The organism is Acidovorax sp. CCYZU-2555 (genome assembly GCF_018413525.1).
Lineage (GTDB): Bacteria > Pseudomonadota > Gammaproteobacteria > Burkholderiales > Burkholderiaceae_C > Comamonas.
The window spans coordinates 1-16,658 of sequence record NZ_JAHCDD010000077.1 but is presented as its reverse complement, the minus strand read 5'-3'; the positions used below and the strand labels follow the sequence as shown (position 1 = coordinate 16,658).

The 16,658-nt window shown below is 66.0% G+C and carries 13 protein-coding genes; 10 read left to right on the top strand and 3 right to left on the bottom strand.

The window, feature by feature from the left end:
- Nucleotides 1–22 precede the first annotated feature (22 nt).
- The gene (locus KHY18_RS22005) at nucleotides 23–616 is read right to left on the bottom strand and encodes a TetR/AcrR family transcriptional regulator (RefSeq protein WP_213304957.1); all 594 of its coding nucleotides are present in this window, start codon (nucleotides 614–616) and stop codon (nucleotides 23–25) included.
- 135 nt (nucleotides 617–751) lie between these two features.
- On the opposite strand from KHY18_RS22005, the gene KHY18_RS22000 reads away from it, so the two are divergent.
- The 10 genes from KHY18_RS22000 (at nucleotide 752) to KHY18_RS21955 (ending at nucleotide 14,721) form a co-directional block, all read left to right on the top strand.
- A complete protein-coding gene (locus KHY18_RS22000; RefSeq protein ID WP_213304953.1) occupies nucleotides 752–1,957 on the top strand; it encodes an MFS transporter in 1,206 nt (401 codons plus the stop codon).
- A gap of 29 nt (nucleotides 1,958–1,986) precedes the next feature.
- Complete coding sequence (locus KHY18_RS21995) at nucleotides 1,987–3,186, top strand: MFS transporter (RefSeq protein WP_213304950.1); 1,200 nt, start codon at nucleotides 1,987–1,989, stop codon at nucleotides 3,184–3,186.
- Between the two features lie 198 nt (nucleotides 3,187–3,384).
- Nucleotides 3,385–4,968, top strand: a complete 1,584-nt coding sequence (locus KHY18_RS21990; RefSeq protein ID WP_213304947.1) for a sensor domain-containing diguanylate cyclase — start codon at nucleotides 3,385–3,387, stop codon at nucleotides 4,966–4,968.
- Nucleotides 4,969–5,204: 236 nt separating this feature from the next.
- Nucleotides 5,205–5,600, top strand: a complete 396-nt coding sequence (locus KHY18_RS21985; protein ID WP_213304944.1) for a Zn-ribbon domain-containing OB-fold protein — start codon at nucleotides 5,205–5,207, stop codon at nucleotides 5,598–5,600.
- On the top strand, nucleotides 5,593–6,744 hold the full coding sequence (locus KHY18_RS21980; protein WP_249729301.1) for an acetyl-CoA acetyltransferase: 1,152 nt from the start codon (nucleotides 5,593–5,595) through the stop codon (nucleotides 6,742–6,744). The genes KHY18_RS21985 and KHY18_RS21980 overlap by 8 nt, the downstream gene beginning before the upstream one ends.
- An 11-nt stretch (nucleotides 6,745–6,755) precedes the next feature.
- Nucleotides 6,756–7,889: an acyl-CoA dehydrogenase family protein gene (locus KHY18_RS21975; RefSeq protein ID WP_213304941.1), complete on the top strand. Its 1,134-nt coding sequence runs from the start codon at nucleotides 6,756–6,758 to the stop codon at nucleotides 7,887–7,889.
- The gene (locus KHY18_RS21970; RefSeq protein WP_213304938.1) at nucleotides 7,886–9,043 is read left to right on the top strand and encodes an acyl-CoA dehydrogenase family protein; all 1,158 of its coding nucleotides are present in this window, start codon (nucleotides 7,886–7,888) and stop codon (nucleotides 9,041–9,043) included. The genes KHY18_RS21975 and KHY18_RS21970 overlap by 4 nt, the downstream gene beginning before the upstream one ends.
- Before the next feature lie 39 nt (nucleotides 9,044–9,082).
- A complete protein-coding gene (locus tag KHY18_RS21965; protein ID WP_213304935.1) occupies nucleotides 9,083–11,179 on the top strand; it encodes an acetate--CoA ligase family protein in 2,097 nt (698 codons plus the stop codon).
- 92 nt (nucleotides 11,180–11,271) lie between these two features.
- Entirely contained in the window at nucleotides 11,272–11,682 is a 411-nt protein-coding gene (locus KHY18_RS21960; protein WP_213304931.1) for a lysozyme inhibitor LprI family protein, read from the top strand.
- Nucleotides 11,683–11,883: 201 nt separating this feature from the next.
- On the top strand, nucleotides 11,884–14,721 hold the full coding sequence (locus KHY18_RS21955; RefSeq protein ID WP_283771356.1) for a bifunctional diguanylate cyclase/phosphodiesterase: 2,838 nt from the start codon (nucleotides 11,884–11,886) through the stop codon (nucleotides 14,719–14,721).
- 8 nt (nucleotides 14,722–14,729) lie between these two features.
- Here KHY18_RS21955 and KHY18_RS21950 read toward each other — a convergent pair whose 3' ends face one another.
- On the bottom strand, nucleotides 14,730–15,584 hold the full coding sequence (locus KHY18_RS21950; protein ID WP_213304925.1) for a MaoC/PaaZ C-terminal domain-containing protein: 855 nt from the start codon (nucleotides 15,582–15,584) through the stop codon (nucleotides 14,730–14,732).
- Nucleotides 15,585–15,595: 11 nt separating this feature from the next.
- On the bottom strand, nucleotides 15,596–16,519 hold the full coding sequence (locus KHY18_RS21945; protein WP_213304922.1) for an SDR family NAD(P)-dependent oxidoreductase: 924 nt from the start codon (nucleotides 16,517–16,519) through the stop codon (nucleotides 15,596–15,598).
- Nucleotides 16,520–16,658 lie beyond the last annotated feature (139 nt).

Here is a 16,658-nt window from a genome sequence, read left to right as displayed (position 1 = left end):
GGGAGCGAGGGCATACCCGATGTCAATGGTTCGCCCTGACCAACACCCCTCGCAACAGCAAATCCAGCGCCTGCAGCCCGTGCGCCAGGCGCGCATCGCCATCTTCCCCGTCGGCAATCCAGAACGCGGCCTCGGCCAGGCTGCCGTAGATGAGCGCGGCCAGCGCGCGCGGGTCGGCGTCGGCCACCACGCCCTGGGCGATCAGGTGGGCTATCAGCCCTTGCATGGAGTCGAGGCAGTGGCGCTGTGAATCGGGCGATGCGCCGCCGAGCACGGCGCGCGCGTCGCGCAGCACGATGCGCTGGATCTCGGGCTCCAGCGCCATCTGCAGATAGGCGCGGCAGCGCTGGCGAAAACCTTCCCAGGCGTCTTCGGCGCGGTCGGAAATGGCCTGCAGGCGCGCATCCATTTCGGCGTCGATCTGCGCCGTCACCGCCGCGAGCAGGCCTTTCTTGTCGCCGAAGTGGTGGTAGAGCGCGCCGCGCGTGAGTCCGGCCTGCGCGGTCATGTCGTCCATCGACGTATCGGCATAGCCCTGTTCGCTGAAGACCTTGCGGGCCGTGGCGATCAAGGTCGCGCGGGTTTCTTCCATCTCGGCGCGGGTGCGGCGAACCATGTCTTCTCCTTACATACGGTGCGTATCAATATTTACATGCATGGCGTATGAATGTACGATTCTATTCATACGCTGTGTATGTATTGTCGCCGCGCGGCCTTCACCCGGCAAGCGCAGGCGTTTCAGGAGAAAGAGATGAGCAACCCCTATCGAGAACTTTTTGCCGCCCCCGGCGCCAAGGGATTTGCGTTGGCCGGCCTGTTGGCGCGGCTGGCCCTGCCCATGACGGGCATAGGCATCATCACCATGCTGGCGCAGTTGCGCGGCAGCTATGCGCTGGCCGGCGCGGTGTCGGCCACGTTCGTGCTGACCTATGCGCTGCTGTCGCCGCAGATCTCGCGCCAGGTCGACCGCCGGGGCCAGGGCCGCGTGCTGCCCGCCGCCGCGGCCATCAGCGCCATCGGCATGCTGCTGCTGTGCGCCAGCGCCTGGTGGCAGGCGCCCGCCTGGACTTTGTTCGTCGGCGCCTTGCTGGCCGGTGCCATGCCCAGCATGTCGGCGATGGTGCGCGCGCGCTGGACCGCGATCTACCGCGGCCAGCCGCGGCTGCAGACGGCGTATGCGCTGGAGACGGTGCTCGATGAAGTGACTTTCATTGCCGGGCCGCCGCTGTCCGTGGGGCTGTGCGTGGCGGTCCTGCCCCAGGCCGGTCCGCTCGCGGCAGCGCTGTTGCTGCTGCTGGGCATGGCCGCTCTGGTGCTGCAGCGCGCCACCGAGCCGCCGGTCGAAGCGCACGCCCCAAGCCAGCCGTCGCCGCCGGTGATCGGGCTGGCGAATGTGCGCCTGCTGGCTTTGCTGATGGTTGCCATGGGCGTGATCGTCGGCACGGTGGACATCGTCAGCGTGGCCTTTGCGGCGCAGGCGGGGCGGCCCGCGGCGGCCAGCGGCGTGTTGTCGGCCTATGCCGTGGGCTCGGCGCTCGCCGGTCTGCTGTTCGGCGCCTGCAAGCTGCGAACGCCTTTGCACCGCCTGCTGTTGCTGGGCGGTCTGGCGACGGCCGCGACCACGCTGCCGCTGCTGTGGGTGAACAGCATTGCGTCGCTCGCGGCCGCCGTGCTGCTCGCGGGCCTGTTCTTCGCGCCCACGATGATCGTCGCGATGTCGCTGCTCGAGCGCCTGGTGCCCGCGCACCAGCTGACCGAAGGCATCACCTGGCTGCTCGCCGGGCTCAACGTCGGGGTCGCGCTGGGCGCCGCGGCCGCGGGACAGACCGTGGACGCAGGCGGCGCGCACGCGGGATTCAGTGTCGCGCTGTATGCGGGTGCGGCGGTGCTGCTGCTGGCGCTGTGGGCGCACGGTCGGTTGCGCGTGCAAAGCCTGCCCGCGGCGCAGGCCGCGTAGCGCCGTTGTTCATTCCAAGGAATTTCTCCATGTCCCTGTCTTATTGCACTCCCGCAGCTTCGGCGCACCATCCCTGGGCGGCCGTGGCCGCCATGGCTCTGGCCACTTTCTGCGTCGTGACCACTGAAATGCTGCCCGTGGGCCTGCTCACGCCGATTGCCGACACCTTGCAGACTTCGACCGGCACCGCGGGCCTGTTGATTTCGTTGCCCGCTCTGCTGGCCGCGCTGTTCGCGCCGCTGGCGGTGATCGCCGCGCGCGACATCGACCGGCACCGCATCTTGTGCGGCCTGCTGGGTCTGCTGGTGATTGCCAACCTGGCTTCGGCGCTCGCTCCCAGCCTGGCCTGGATGCTGGCCGCGCGCGTGCTGGTGGGCTTTTGCATGGGCGGCATCTGGGCGATCGCGGGCGGGCTTGCGGCGCGGCTGGTACCAGGCCCATCGATAGGCCTGGCGACGTCCATCATCTTCGGCGGCGTCGCGGCCGCCTCGGTGCTGGGCGTGCCGCTGGGCGCGCTGATCGGCGATCTTGCGGGCTGGCGCTGGGCTTTCTCGGCCATGGCCTTGCTCAGCGCGCTGGTGCTGGCGTTGCATCTGGGCGTGGTGCCGCCGCTGCCCGCCTCGGGCTCGGCCAGCCTGCGCCAGTTGGTCGAGCAACTCGGCAACCGGCGTCTGCAAGCCGGGCTGCTGCTGACGCTGCTGCTGGTGGCCGGGCATTTCATGGCCTTCACGTTCGTGCGCCCGCTGCTGCTGTCGGTGGCGCACTTCGATGCGCAATGGATAGGCGCGCTGCTGTTCGCCTATGGCATCGCAGGCATTGCCGGCAATTTTCTCGCCGGCCTGAGCGCCGCGCGCTGCAGCGTGCCGACCGTGGCGGCGATCGCGCTGGGGCTGTGGCTCGCGCCCTGGCTCTTCGCGAGCGTGGGCGACTCGCAGCTTGGCGCGGCCGCGGTGCTGCTGCTCTGGGGCCTGGCCTACGGCGGCGTTTCGGTCGGCCTGATGACCTGGATGATGCAGGCCGCGCCGCGCGCCGTGGAGAGCGCCACGGCCTGGTATGTCGCCGTGTTCAATGTCGGCATCGCGCTGGGCGCCTGGGCCGGGGGCCGGGTCGTCGATGCGTTCGGCCTGCCGCGCACGCTGTGGCTCGCCGGCGGGCTCGCGGCCCTGGCCTTGCTGCTGGCCTGCGGCATGGCGCTGCGCAGGCCGCGCCAGGGGGTGGCAGGCGATTGACGTCGGGGCTGCGCGCAGGCCGGAGCAGTCGTGCCAGCCCGTCGGCGCGGCGCCGTGGTGGCTTCTTGCATCACTTCGCGCACAATCGCGGCTGCACGGGCGCACGTTGCGTGCGCCGGAACCGATCAGCCGACAGCGCCACCAACCACGCAGACCCATGTCGAACTTCTCCCATACGACCCGATCAAGCCATTGCCAATGAATTTCAAGTCCATCGCCAAAATGGATCTGCGGCGCCTGATTCTTGCCCTGACGATTGCAAGCGCGCTCATTTCACTGGCCAATACGCTCTATGCCAGCTACCAGGTACAACGCCAGCAACTGATTGACGCCACGCTGCAGCGAAACCACGCCTATGCGACCAAGCTCGCGGCCAGCACCGAGGATTTCTTCGATTCGGTGCAGCAGCAGCTGGGCTACGCGGCGCAGGTGGTCGCCGGCGATTTCAACGACCGGCAGTTTCTCGCGGCCGAGACCGAACGCCTGTTCCTGCAGACCGACAGCTTCAACTCGATTGCCGTCATCAACAACCAGGCCGAAGTGCTCGCGACTTCGCCGCAGTCGCTGAACCTGGTGGGCAAGAAGCTGGAGACGCAGGGGGTGATGGAAGCCATCAACGGCCGCAAGCCGCTGATCAGCCAGCCCTATCTGTCGGTCGCCGGCAATCTGGTGATCTTCATTTCGCACCCCGTGGTCGATGCCCATGGCAACTACCTCGGCGCGATTGCGGGCACCATTTACCTCAAGCACGAGAACTACCTCAACCGACTGCTGGCCTCGCACTTCTATGAGGATGGCTCCTACCTCTACGTGGTCGACCAGCAGCGGCGCCTGATCTATCACCCGCTCAACGAGCGCGTAGGCACCACGGTCGAAGGCAATGCCGCGATCGAGGAAGTCATTGCGGGCATCACCGGCAAGAAGCAGCTCTTGAACAGCCAAAATATCGAAATGCTCGCCGGTTACGCCGTGGTACCCGCCAGCGGCTGGGGCATCGTGGCCCAGCGTCCGCGCAAGAACACGCTGGCGGCGCTCGACGCGCTGATGCTGCAGGTGCTGTTCAATTCGCTGCCGGTCGCAGCGATTTCGCTGCTGTTCATCTGGTGGTGCGCGCGCCTGATCGCGCGCCCGCTCAAGCAGTTGGCCAGCGGGGCCAGGACCATGGACAAGCCGGAGACGGCGGACGAAATCCAGCGCGTGCACTCCTGGTATTACGAGTCTTCCGAGCTGAAGAAAGCCATGCTGCTGGGCATAGGGCTGCTGCAAAAGAACATCAACCGGCTGCGCCAGGATGCGCAGACCGATCCGCTGACGGGTCTGGGCAACCGGCGCACGCTGGACCACGCGCTGCAGACCTGGCAGCTGGAGAAGACGCCGTTCTCGGTGATGAGTCTCGACGTGGACCATTTCAAGAAGGTCAACGACACCTACGGCCATGATGTGGGCGACCGGGTGCTGCAGCAACTGGCCCAGCATATGCGTGAGTGCGCGCGCGAGCGCGATGTCTTTTGCCGCGTGGGCGGCGAAGAGTTCCTGATTCTGCTGCCGCGCACCGCGCAGAACGTGGCGCAGCAGGTCGCGGAGCGCCTGCGCCAGCAGATCGAGCAGGCCGACATGTCGCCCGTGCAGAACGTGACCATCTCGATAGGCATCGCCCACTGGCCCGGCAGCTCGGTCGACGTCGCGCGCGTGCTCAAGCTCGCCGATGAAATGCTCTACCAGGCCAAGCGCCAGGGCCGCAACCGCGTCGAAGTGCACGCCGGCGCCCCCACCCCAGCCTAATCTGCAAGGCAGGCCTTACCTGCCTTCCCTGTTTTTATGCCGGGGCCGCCCCTTTTCAATGGCCCCCTCATTGCTGGAGCGCAGCGTTGAGGTTTTGGTAATTGTGGCCAACTTTCCCGCGGCCCCGCGCGCTGCCGCGCGCTCCAGAATGGTGGCACTGAAACCAGTGAGGCCATGATGCAGCAATGTCGTGAAGCGTTCGATCCCTCCCTGCGGCCTGCGCGCGGAGGCTGCCGATGATCCCCCCAGTCACCGCCTCGCCGCTGGCGACCTACCGCGCCCACCTGGCGCGCCATGAACTTGCCTACCAGTTCAGCCCCCAGGCCGGCAAGGCGGTGTTCTTTCCGCGGCTGGTGTGCCCTTACACCGGCACCACCGAACTCGAATGGCGCGTGAGCCAGGGCCGGGGCGAAGTGCATGCGACCACGGTGGTGTTTCCACGCGATGCCGAGCCCTACAACGTGGCGCTGATCGCGCTGGACGAAGGCTTTCGCATGATGAGCCGGGTCGAAGGCCAGAGCCCGCAAAGCGTGACCATAGGGCAGAAAGTGCGCGTGGCGTTTGTGCTGGAGGCGGGCGAGACCGTGCCGCTGCCGGTGTTCGTCGCCGATGGGGAGAATCAGCATGGTTAACCGGCGCGGCAGTGCAGCGATCGTCGGGGTCGCGGAATCCGATATCGGTCAGGTGGCGCAAGGCATGAGCGCCGTGGACCTGATGGCCCAGGGCATAGTGCGCGCGCTCGATGACTGCGGCCTGGCGCTCAAGGATGTCGACGGGCTGTTCGGCGCGGCGACGCAAAGCCGCATGCTGACGCTGGCGCTGCGCGAGTACCTGGGCATACAGCCGAAGTACGGTGACTCGACCTATCTGGGCGGCTCCTCATTCATGACCCATGTCGCCCATGCCCAGGCGGCGATCGAGGCTGGCCTGTGCGAAGTCGCCGTCATCACCTACGGCAGCACGCAGCGCACCGACGGCCGGGCGGCGACCGGCGGCCGCGAAATCAACCCCTACGAATCGCCTTATCGCCCTTTCATGCCGTCGACCGCCTATGCGCTCGCGGCGTCGCAGCACATGCACCGCTACGGCACGCGGCGCGAGCATCTCGCCGAGATCGCCGTCGCGGCGCGCGAGTGGGCGCTGCTCAACCCCGCGGCCTGGGAGAAGAAGCCGCTGAGCATCGAGGAGGTGCTGGGCGCGCGCATGGTCAGCTATCCGCTCACGGTGCGCGACTGCTGCCTGGTCACGGACGGCGGCGGCGCCATCGTGATGACTTCGGCAGCGCGCGCCCGCGACCTGCGCAAACCGCCGGTCTATGTGCTCGGCTGCGGCGAGTCGTATAGCCACCACTCGATCTCCAACATGGAAGATCTCACGGTCACCGCCGCGCGCGAATCGGGTGCCAAGGCCTACGAGATGGCCGGGCTCGGCGCCAAGGACATCCAGGTGCGCGAACTCTACGATGCGTTCACGCTGACCACGCTGCTGTTCCTCGAAGACCTGGGCTTTTGCGCGAAAGGCGAGGGCGGCGGCTTCGTGGCCGACGGCAAGCTGCGTCCCGGCGGCGCGCTGCCGACCAACACCAACGGCGGCGGCCTGTCGTACTGCCACCCGGGAATGTATGGCCTGTTCCTGTTGATCGAAGCCGCGCGCCAGGTGCGCGGCGAATGCGGCGCACGCCAGGTCGCGGCCTGCGATGTCGCGCTGGCGCATGGCAACGGCGGCGTGCTGTCGAGCCAGAGCACCGTGATCCTTGGCAGCGCGGCCACGGTCTGAAGCGAAACGCCATGGACGACACCGAAGTGATGTTGGCTGACGCGGTGCAGGTCTTCCTGCAGGACCGCCAGCACAAGGAACGGCTGCGCAAGACCTATGCGGGCCAAAGCGCCTACGACCCGGCGCTGTGGGCCGACATGGCGGCCCAGGGCTGGCTGGGCATCACGCTCGCCGAGCCGCTGGGCGGCGTCGGGCTTGCGCCACGCCATGCGGCGGTGATCGCGCGCGGCCTGGGCCGCCATGCGATGCCCGAGCCCTTCGTCGCCAGCGCGGCCCTGGTCGCGCGCCTGGCCAACCGCCTGCATGCGCAGCACGCAGTCGCCTGGCAGGGCATTGCCCGGCAACTGCTCAGCGGCGATGCCGTGCTCGCGCCGGCCTGGCAGGAGGATGGGGCAACGCTGGACGCCATGCCCCGCTGCGTGGGCCAGGCCGTGGACGGCGGCACCGAACTGACGGGCACGAAACACGCGGTGATCGCCGCCGACATCGCTGCGCACTACCTGGTCAGCGGTGTTTGGCAGGGCCTGCCCGCGCTGTGGCAGGTGCCGACACAGGCGAGCGGCGTGCGCGCCGAGGTTCGCACCGGCAGTGACGGCAGCAGCGCCGCCACGGTGGCGTTCACCCAGGTGTTCGTTGGCGATGCGCAGTGTCTGGCGCGCGGCGACGAAGTCATTGCCGCGCTGCGCGAGGCCCGTGACGAAGCCATTTTGCTGACCAGCGCCCAACTGCTGGGCCTGGCCGAGCAGGGCTTTGCGATCACGCTCGACTATCTGCGCACGCGCGTGCAGTTCGGCAAGGCGATAGGCAGCTTCCAGAGCCTGCAGCATATGGCCGTCGATGTGCGCGTGCAGCTGTCGCTGGCCCAGGCCGCAGTGCGTGTCGCGCTGCGCGCCTTCGAAAGCCAGCCCGCGGCTGAAAGCACGCGCGCGGCGATCGCGCGGGCCAAGGCGCGCGCCAGCCAGGCGGCGCTGCAGTCGGGCAAGTTCGGCGTGCAGGCCCATGGCGCGATCGGCTTTGCGGCCGAAGCCGACATCGGCCTGTATCTCAAGGGCGCGCTGCGCCTGTCGGCCTACCTGGGCAATGCGAGCCACCATCGCCAGGCACTGGCTTTCCCCCCTGTCGAAGCCCAAGGGGCGACACCATGAACGCTCCGGATCACAACGCCCTCGACAATGAAACCTTCCGCGCCCTCTGGCGCGACTGGATTGCGGCCCACTACCCGTCGACGCTGCGCAACCCGCTGCAGCGCCTGACGGGCGAGGCGGCGCGCCGCTGGCTGCGCGCGCAGTGGCAGGCCGGCTGGCGCGCACCGGGCCTGGCCCGGGCCTGGGGCGGCATGGGCCTGTCGCTCGACAAGCAGCTGATCTACCAGGAAGAGCTCGAACGCCATGGCGTGGCCCGGCCCATAGACCATGGCCTGCGCCTGCTCGCGCCCGTGCTGCTGGCGTATGGCACGGATGCGCAAAAGGCGGCCTACCTGCCGCGCATCCTCAACGCCGAAGACATGTGGTGCCAGGGCTACTCCGAGCCCAACGCGGGCTCCGACCTGGCCAATCTCAAGACTGCGGCGGTGCGCGACGGCGACGACTTCGTCGTCAACGGCCAGAAGATCTGGACCACGCTGGCCACCGACGCCAACCGCATCTTCCTGCTGGTGCGCACCAGCAGCGAAGACCGCAAGCAAAAGGGCATGACGTTTCTGCTCGCCGACCTCGACACGCCAGGCATTGCGATCCGGCCCATCCAGACCCTGGCCGGCGATGCGCATTTCTGCGAAATCTTCTTCGACGATGTGCGCGTGCCGGCGGCGAACGTCGTCGGCCGGGTCGGCGACGGCTGGACCGTGGGCAAGGCCTTGCTCGGCTTCGAGCGCCTGAGCCATGGCTCGCCCGAGTTGATACGCCATGCGCTGCAGGTGCTGCGCCAGACCGGGGCGGCGCTGGGCGAAGATGCGGGCGCGGGTTTTGCGCTGCTGCTGGCCGGATTCGAATGCGACGTGGCCGATGCGACGGCGCTGTACGAGCAGGTCTGCGAGACCGCGCTGGCCGGCGGCGACGCCGACGACGACTTCTCCATGCTCAAGCTGTTCAACAGCGAAACGCTGCAGCGCCTGGCCGAAGCCGTGACCGAAGTGGCCGGGCAGGCCGGCGGGCTGATGGGCGCGGGCGCGTTGCCGGGTCTGGATGCCGACCCTGAATGGCTCTACATGATTTCGCGGCCGGTGACGATCTTTGGCGGCACCTCCCAGGTGCAGCGCAATCTGATCGCCACGCGTACCTTGGGGCTGCCCAGGTCCTGAGGGACGGGGCGCCGGTTTTCCTTTTTCGAGATGCATCGCATGACTTCACACACTCTGGACCCGCTGTTCTGTCCCGCTTCGATCGCCGTCATCGGCGCCTCGTCGGACCCGCGCAAGATTGGCGGGCGGCCGATTGCCTACATGCTGCGCAGCGGCTTCGCCGGCCGCATCCTGCCCATCAATCCCAAGCAGACGGAAATCCAGGGCCTGCCGGCGTTCGCTTCGCTGGCCGCCGTGGGCCACCCTGTAGACCAGGTGATCATCGCCGTCGCGGGCGCGCTGGTGGAGCAGGCGGTCGAAGAAGCCCTGGCCCAGAACGCGCGCTCCATCGTGGTGTTCAGCTCCGGCTTTGGCGAGATTGACGATGAAGGCAAGCGTGCCCAGGAGCGCATGGCGCGGCGCTGCCGCGACGCCGGCGTGCAGCTGATAGGCCCGAACTGCATAGGCATCTTCAGCACCCGCAGCGCGATGTATTCGACATTCATGAGCGCGCTGGAACACGAGATGTTCGAGCCCGGCAATGTGGGCATCGTGAGCCAGAGCGGGGCGATAGGCTCCTACCTCTACGGCCTGGCGGGCGACCGCGGCGTGCGCTTCAGCCATTTCGCCGCGACCGGCAACGAAGCCGGCGTCGATGTCGCCGATTGCATAGAGTGGATGGCGCAGGACCCGCACACCCGCGTGATCCTCGCCTATCTCGAAGGCTGCGGCCATGGCGAGCGACTGCGCCGCGCGCTGCAGACGGCGCGGGCGCGGCGCAAGCCGGTGATCGTGATGAAAGTCGGCTCCTCGGCGCAGGGCGCGGCGGCCGCGGCCTCGCACACCGGCTCGCTGGCCGGCGCCGACCAGGTGTTCGACAGCATTTTCGCCGAGTGCGGCGCCTGGCGCGCGCAGACCATGCAGGAGCTGGTCGACCTGGCCTATGCGTGTTCCATCAGCGCGCTGCCGCTGGGCAACCGCCTGGGCGTGATCACGCCGTCGGGCGGCGTGGGCGTGATCGCCGCGGATGCGTGCGAGCAGGCCGGGCTGGTGCTGCCGCACCTGCCGCCGGCATTGCAGCAGCAGGTCAAGGATATCGTGCCGTACGCCAGCGGCGTCAATCCTGTCGACACCACGGGCCAGGTGCTCAGCGACCGCCAGCTGTTCAATCGCATCATGAAGATCGTCTTCGACTTCGACGGCTTCGACAGCATCCTGAGCTTCAATGCGAGCATAGGCAAGTCGGCCGCCGAATGGGCCAAGGTGCGCGAAGACCTGTTCGCGCTGCGCCGCCAGCACCCGCAGCGGCTGGTCGCATCGAGCATGCGCGCAAGCCCCGAGGTGGTGCGCGAACTCGAGGCGCAGAACATCCTCTATTTCTCCGATCCGGCCGTGGCCACGCGCACCATAGGCGCGCTGACCTGGCTGGGCGCGGCGCAGCGCGCGGCGGCGCTGGAGACTACCGATGCGCCGGCGCAGGCCCTGCCCATGCCGGCCCTGCCCGCCGGCGTGCTGGGCGAAGCCGCGGCGCGCACGCTGCTCGAAGCCGCGGGCCTGCCGTTCGCGCCGCAGCGCGTGGCCGCCAGCGCCGAGCAGGCGATGCAGGCCGCCGAGGAGCTGGGTTTCCCCGTGGTGATGAAAGTGCTGTCGCCCGATATCGCGCACAAGAGCGATGTCGGTGGCGTGGTGCTCAACCTGGCCAGCCGCGAAGCCGTGCTGACGGCCTGGAGCGCGATGATGGCGCGCGTGCGCGGCCATTGCCCGCAGGCCGATATCCAGGGCGCGGTGCTGTCGCCCATGATCTCGGGCGGCACCGAAACCGTGCTGGGCATGGTCAACGACCCGGTGTTCGGCCCGATGATGATGTTCGGCCTGGGCGGCATCTTTGTCGAAATTTTCCAGGACGTGAAGTTCCATTCGGCGCCGCTCGATCTGGCGCAGGCGCGTGCGATGATCGCCGCGATCAAGGGTTTCCCGCTGCTCGATGGCGCACGCGGCAAGGCCCCGGCCGATCTCGACTGCCTGGCCCGCGCGCTGGTGACCCTGTCGCAATTCGCCGCGGCGCATGCCGATTCGCTGGCCAGCGTGGAGATCAACCCGTTCATTGCGCTGCCCCAGGGCGGCTATGCGGTGGATGCGCTGATCATTCGCAAGTAGCAGCGGGCCCCTGGGCCTGGCAAATGCCCCTTGTCAAGGCATTCTCTCGGCCGCGCGCGGGTAGGATAGGGGGCAAAGCGAGGCCACCATCAATGCGATCCACCCTGTCATCTTTGCGTTTTGCCCTGCTGGCGCTGGCCGGCACGCTAGCCGCACTTCCCGCGCTGGCCCAAGAGCGCGCGCTGTCGCCGCAATATGCCACCTGCATGGACAAAGCCGGCGGCGTCACCTTGCCCATGCTCGAGTGCATGGGCGCCGAGCATGGCCGCCAGGACCGGCGCCTCAACGCGGCCTTTCAGGCCCTGATGTTCGACCTCACGCCCGCGCGCAAGAAGCAGCTGCAGTCGGCGCAGCGGCTGTGGATCCAGTATCGCGATGCCAATTGCGGCTTCTATGACGACCCGGACGGCGGCAGCCTGGCGCGCGTGTCGGCCAACGCGTGCCGGCTGCAGATGACTTCGCAGCGCGCCCAGGAGCTGGTCGATCTCAAACCCCAGCGCTGAGTGGATACAGCCGCAGGGCGATATACCGTCGCTGCACCTCTTTCCTTCGAGGCCATTGGATCACGTACCATGAAACCATGGTCTGATAGCGATAAGCCATTAACTACATGGTGGATAGATGGGCGATTACCGTAACATGGAGCTTCACGACAAACCTTGGGTCATGTCGGGTGCCATGCAACCATCGTCTGACCATGAAGGATGCCCCCATTGAAATATCGCGCAGAAGCCTCCGCACACGGAGGCCCTGATAAAACGAATGCCCGAGGGGATTTCTTCGAAACCCGTCCCGCTTTCAATGCCAAGGCACTGGCAGTTGCCGTGCTGGCAGCGCTGGTGGCATCGCTTATTCCTGCGCTTTATTGGGTGTCGCGAAACCAGCTGGCCAATCAGGATCTGCGCTCGACCATCACGCTGGAAAGCAGCCACATCAAATACCTGCTGGCCAATCAATTCAACGGTTTTGAATTGATCGCTCGCAGTGTCAAGGGATTCGTTGATGGCTCTGAAAATGTGACGTCAAACGAATTTCACGTTTTCGTGAAATCCTTGAACCTGCGTTCCATTGCTCCGGGACTGCAGGGCGTTGGCTTTGCGAAATTCTTCGAGGGCCCGAAAGCGGCCGCGCAGGCGCAGGATATGTTGCGCCGCGAGCAAGGTGAGAATTTCCAGGATATAAAACCCGAAGGCAAGAGAGAGTTCTATGCGCCTATCATTTTCATGGAGCCCAAGGAAGGCAATGAAAAATCCATAGGTTTTGATATTTTATCGGGGCAAGAGCCTAGAAACTCGGCAGCGCTTGCAAGGGAAACCGGCGACCTGATCGCGTCGCAGAAACTGACGCTGGTGCAGGACGCGCCCGGCCAGAATACGGCAGGCTTTGTTCTCTACCTGGCCGTCTACATGCCGGACCAAAGAGACATTGCCAGCACGGATGTGCTGCGCGGCTGGGTCGATCTTCCGTTTCGACTGGTCGATGTCTTTCAACCCATCGCCAAGAACCTCGCACCGGGATTGCAGCTGGTTTTCTACGAGAAGGAAACGCTCGATGATTCGGCGATATCGCACCGGTTTCTGGACGGCACGATAGTCCAGGGCGAACATGTCGCCGACAACAGCTTCTCGAAAGTCGATTACCTGGATTTTGGCGGGCGCAAATGGTATTTCGGCATCACGCCCACCGAAAGCTATGTCGCCAAGCACCAGACTGCGACACACCACTGGATTGCGTCGATCGGTATTCTTTTGAGCTTTTCGCTGGGCGTCATCCTGTTCCTGCTGCTGACTTCGCGCGAGCGCGCCAAGGCCCTGGCCATTGCCATGACCGCCAATCTGCGCGGCATGACCGCCGACCTCAACGACACGCTCGATGCGATTCCGGATCTGTTGTTCGAGATGGATGTCGACGCGCGCTACCTCGCGGTCAGAACCAGCAACGAGGCGAGCCTGAACATGCCGGTGGCGGACGTGCTGAACAAGACGGTCTGGGACGTGCTGCCGCCCAAGGCCGCGAAAGTGCTCTATGACTCGATACGTGAAGCGCAATTGCAGGGGCGCAGCACGGGCAATCGCATCGAGATGAATGTCGGCGGCGGTGCGCGCTGCTTCGAGCTGTCGGTGGCGCGCAAGCAGGGCGTGGCGGGAATGCCGTCCAATTTCATTGTGCTGTCGCGCGATATCACCGAGCGCACGCGCGCGGAGCAGCAGGTGCGCCAACTTGCGTATTTCGATGTGCTGACCGGCCTGCCCAACCGGGGGAATTTTCTCGAGATCGCGCCTCAACTGATAGAGCAAAGCACCGTGCTGCACGGCTTCGGCGCGGTGCTGATGATCGATATCGACAACCTGAAACTCATCAACGACCATTGGGGCCATCAGTGCGGCGATGCGGTGCTCAAGCATGTGGCGTCGCGCATCACCCAGGCCGTGGGGCCGCAGCATGTGGTCGCGCGCTTCGGTGGCGATGAACTGGTCGTGGTGCTGAGCCGGCTGGGCACGGAGTTCGAGCAGGCACGAAATACCGCTGAACGCATTTGCCAGCGCATCCTGCGCGAGATTGCCGCGCCCATGTCATTTGCATCGCGCGAGCACTATATATCCGCCAGCATAGGCGTCGCATTCTTCGACAGCAGCAAGAAATCGGTCGATGAGATCGTCAGCGGTGCCGACTCCGCAATGTTCCATGCGAAGAACGACGGCCGCAACACTTATAAGTTCTTTGACCGGCAACTGCAGAAAGTGATTGCGGAGCGCGTGCAGCTCGAGCACGACATGCGCGTGGGACTTTATGCGGGCGAGTTCTTCCTGATGTTCCAGCCGCAGATCGACATGCATGGTCTGGTCACGGGCGCCGAAGCGCTGTGCCGCTGGAATCATCCGCAAAAAGGCCTGATTCCGCCCGCGGTGTTCATCGACATCGCCGAGAAAAGCGGCTTTATCTTTCAACTCGGCCAATGGGTCTTGCAACGCGTTTGCGAGACGCTGCATTCCTGGGGCCAGGATCCCAAGCTGTCCCAGCTGCGGCTGGCGGCGAATGTCAGTGCCAAGCAGTTTCAGCATCCGGATTTTCTGACGCAAACGATGGCCATCATCGAGTCCAGCCAGATCAATCCCCTGGTGCTGGAGCTGGAAATCACCGAAAGCATTTTCGCCCAGGATGCAGACGACATCGCGCAGAAAATGGGAGCGCTCAAATCCATGGGCATCTACTTCTCGCTCGATGATTTCGGCACCGGATATTCGTCGCTCAATTACCTCAAGCGCCTGCCGCTCGATCAGCTCAAGATCGATCAGTCCTTCATTCGGGACGTGGTCTCGAGCAGCTTCGATGCATCGATTGTCGCGACCATCATTTCGCTGGGCGAAAGCCTGGGCCTGCAGGTGCTCGCCGAAGGCGTGGAAACCCGCGAGCAGCATGCCTTCCTGCTGGGCAAGCGCTGCCGCCACTTTCAGGGCTATCTGTTTGCCAAGCCGCTGTCGGAAGCCGACTTTCTGGCCTACGTCGAGCAGTCTTCCAGCCGGGTCGCCGACGGCGAGTGAGTGGCGCCTCAGTCCCGGATGTCGGCCCAGCCGCAGTCGAGCACTTTCACGCCGCGCTCCTTGACGAAGGCGCGAAACGCCAGGCCGCGGCCTTGCTGCCAGGTCTCGAAACGCAGCGTTTCCCCGGGAAACACGCTGGCCGAAAAGCGCGTGTCGAGTGAGCCCAGGCGCGCGCTGTCATGCCCCAGCCACAGGCCAAGCAGGGCGCGCGCGGCCATGCCATAGGTGCACAGGCCGTGCAGCGGCGGGCGCGCAAAGCCCGCGGCCTGGGCTTTTTGCGGGTCGGCATGCAGTGGATTGCGGTCGACATTGAGGCGGTAGATCAACGCCGCCTGGGGCAGTATCTTGAGCTCGACGCTGCGGTCGGCGGGCCGCTCGGGAACGGCCCCGAGTTCCAGCGCTTGCCCAAACGAGCCGCAACCGCCATCGGCGCGGCAAAACGACGAATGGCGCAGCGTGATCAGCAGTTCGCCATCGGCGCCGCGGATTTCGCGCTGCAGGTGGATGATCGCGCCCTTGTCGGCGCCCTTGTCCTGCACGCCCATCACCCGCGAGCGCGCGCTGACCGTGCCTTGCACCGGCAAGGGTGCATGGAAGGTCATGCGCTGCTCCCCATGCACGACCTTGCTGCGCGTGGCGCCGGTGCGCGGGTCGGTGAGCCAGGCGCCGGGGTGGCACAGCACGGCGCCCATGGTAGGCACGCTGCGCAGGCCCTCTTCATAGACGTAGGGCAGTTCGCGCGCGTCGCAGGGGTCTTCGCCAAAGCCCAGGCTCAGCGCATAGAGCATGGTGTCCCGGTCCGCGTAGGTCGTGGACTTTTCGGGAAACACCCAGTTTTGCAGGTTGTCGAGTTGAAGCGGCATGGTGGCAACGATCAGATGGCTTCCCAGGACAGCACGTCCTTGGTGCGTTCCAGCGGCGTGAAACTCGAACGGAATGCGGGCGCGAGCGTGTCGGCCAGGCGCTCCACGGTCCAGCCGTCGCCGCGGTGCAGGGTGCGCACCGGCCGGGTCTGGTTGTAAAGGTAGATTTCGTTGCCGCGCGCGCCAAAGATCTGGCCGCTGACGCTGTGCGCGGCCTCGGAGCACAGGTAGGCGGCGAGCGGCGCGATCTGTTCGGGGCGCGTGGTCTGGCGGCGCTTTTCGAGGTACTTTTCCTGCTCTTCGGGCGACAGTCCGGGCACGCTTTCAATCATGCGGCTGAACGCATGCGGCGCGATGCAGTTGGAGCGCACGCCGAATCGCGCCATGTCCATGGCGATGGAGCGCGACAGGCCCACGATGGCCATTTTCGCGGCGGCGTAGTTGGCCTGGCCTATGGAGCCTATCAGGCCCGAAGTGGACGTCATGTGCACCAGCGCGCCGCCGCCCTGGTCGCGAAAATGCGGGCTCGCGGCGCGGCTCATGTGAAAGGCGCCGTAGAGATGGACCTTGACCACCGAGTCGAAATCTTCGGGCGAGAGCTTGTGGAAGATCGCGTCGCGCAGAATGCCCGCGCTGTTGATCACGCCGTCGATGCGGCCGTAAGTGTCGACGGCGCTGGCGACGATCTGCTGCGCGCTCGCCCATTCGGAGACGCTGTCGGTGTTGGCCAGCGCCGTGCCGCCCAGCCGCGTGATTTCGTCGACCACGGCCTGGGCCGCCGACTGCTTGCCGGCTTCGCCGTTGAGGCCCACGCCCAGGTCGTTGACAACCACGCGCGCGCCTTCCTTGGCCAGTTCCAGCGCAATGCCGCGGCCCACGCCGCCGCCCGCGCCCGTGACGACGATGACCTTGTCTTGCAGATTCAATTCACTCATGGGTGACCTTCAGTCAGAAAAAATGCAGGGCCCGGCGTCTGCGAACGGCGCGGGAGTCTGTGCCCATTTTTCCGTTTTTGCCGCGCCCAAGCTGGGTCAAAATAGCGGCCAAGGTTTACAAAAGATCAAGCTTGCCGGC

What these genes read in the sequence shown, in the direction of transcription:
- KHY18_RS21970 (WP_213304938.1), top strand. Translation starts at nt 7,886, where the DNA reads ATGAACGCTCCGGATCACAACGCCCTCGACAATGAAACCTTCCGCGCC.
- KHY18_RS21965 (WP_213304935.1), top strand. Translation starts at nt 9,083, where the DNA reads ATGACTTCACACACTCTGGACCCGCTGTTCTGTCCCGCTTCGATCGCC.
- KHY18_RS21960 (WP_213304931.1), top strand. Translation starts at nt 11,272, where the DNA reads ATGCGATCCACCCTGTCATCTTTGCGTTTTGCCCTGCTGGCGCTGGCC.
- KHY18_RS21975 (WP_213304941.1), top strand. Translation starts at nt 6,756, where the DNA reads ATGGACGACACCGAAGTGATGTTGGCTGACGCGGTGCAGGTCTTCCTG.
- KHY18_RS22005 (WP_213304957.1), bottom strand. Translation starts at nt 616, where the DNA reads ATGGTTCGCCGCACCCGCGCCGAGATGGAAGAAACCCGCGCGACCTTG.
- KHY18_RS21950 (WP_213304925.1), bottom strand. Translation starts at nt 15,584, where the DNA reads ATGCCGCTTCAACTCGACAACCTGCAAAACTGGGTGTTTCCCGAAAAG.
- KHY18_RS21985 (WP_213304944.1), top strand. Translation starts at nt 5,205, where the DNA reads ATGATCCCCCCAGTCACCGCCTCGCCGCTGGCGACCTACCGCGCCCAC.
- KHY18_RS21945 (WP_213304922.1), bottom strand. Translation starts at nt 16,519, where the DNA reads ATGAGTGAATTGAATCTGCAAGACAAGGTCATCGTCGTCACGGGCGCG.
- KHY18_RS21995 (WP_213304950.1), top strand. Translation starts at nt 1,987, where the DNA reads ATGTCCCTGTCTTATTGCACTCCCGCAGCTTCGGCGCACCATCCCTGG.
- KHY18_RS21990 (WP_213304947.1), top strand. Translation starts at nt 3,385, where the DNA reads ATGAATTTCAAGTCCATCGCCAAAATGGATCTGCGGCGCCTGATTCTT.
- KHY18_RS21980 (WP_249729301.1), top strand. Translation starts at nt 5,593, where the DNA reads ATGGTTAACCGGCGCGGCAGTGCAGCGATCGTCGGGGTCGCGGAATCC.
- KHY18_RS21955 (WP_283771356.1), top strand. Translation starts at nt 11,884, where the DNA reads ATGCCCCCATTGAAATATCGCGCAGAAGCCTCCGCACACGGAGGCCCT.
- KHY18_RS22000 (WP_213304953.1), top strand. Translation starts at nt 752, where the DNA reads ATGAGCAACCCCTATCGAGAACTTTTTGCCGCCCCCGGCGCCAAGGGA.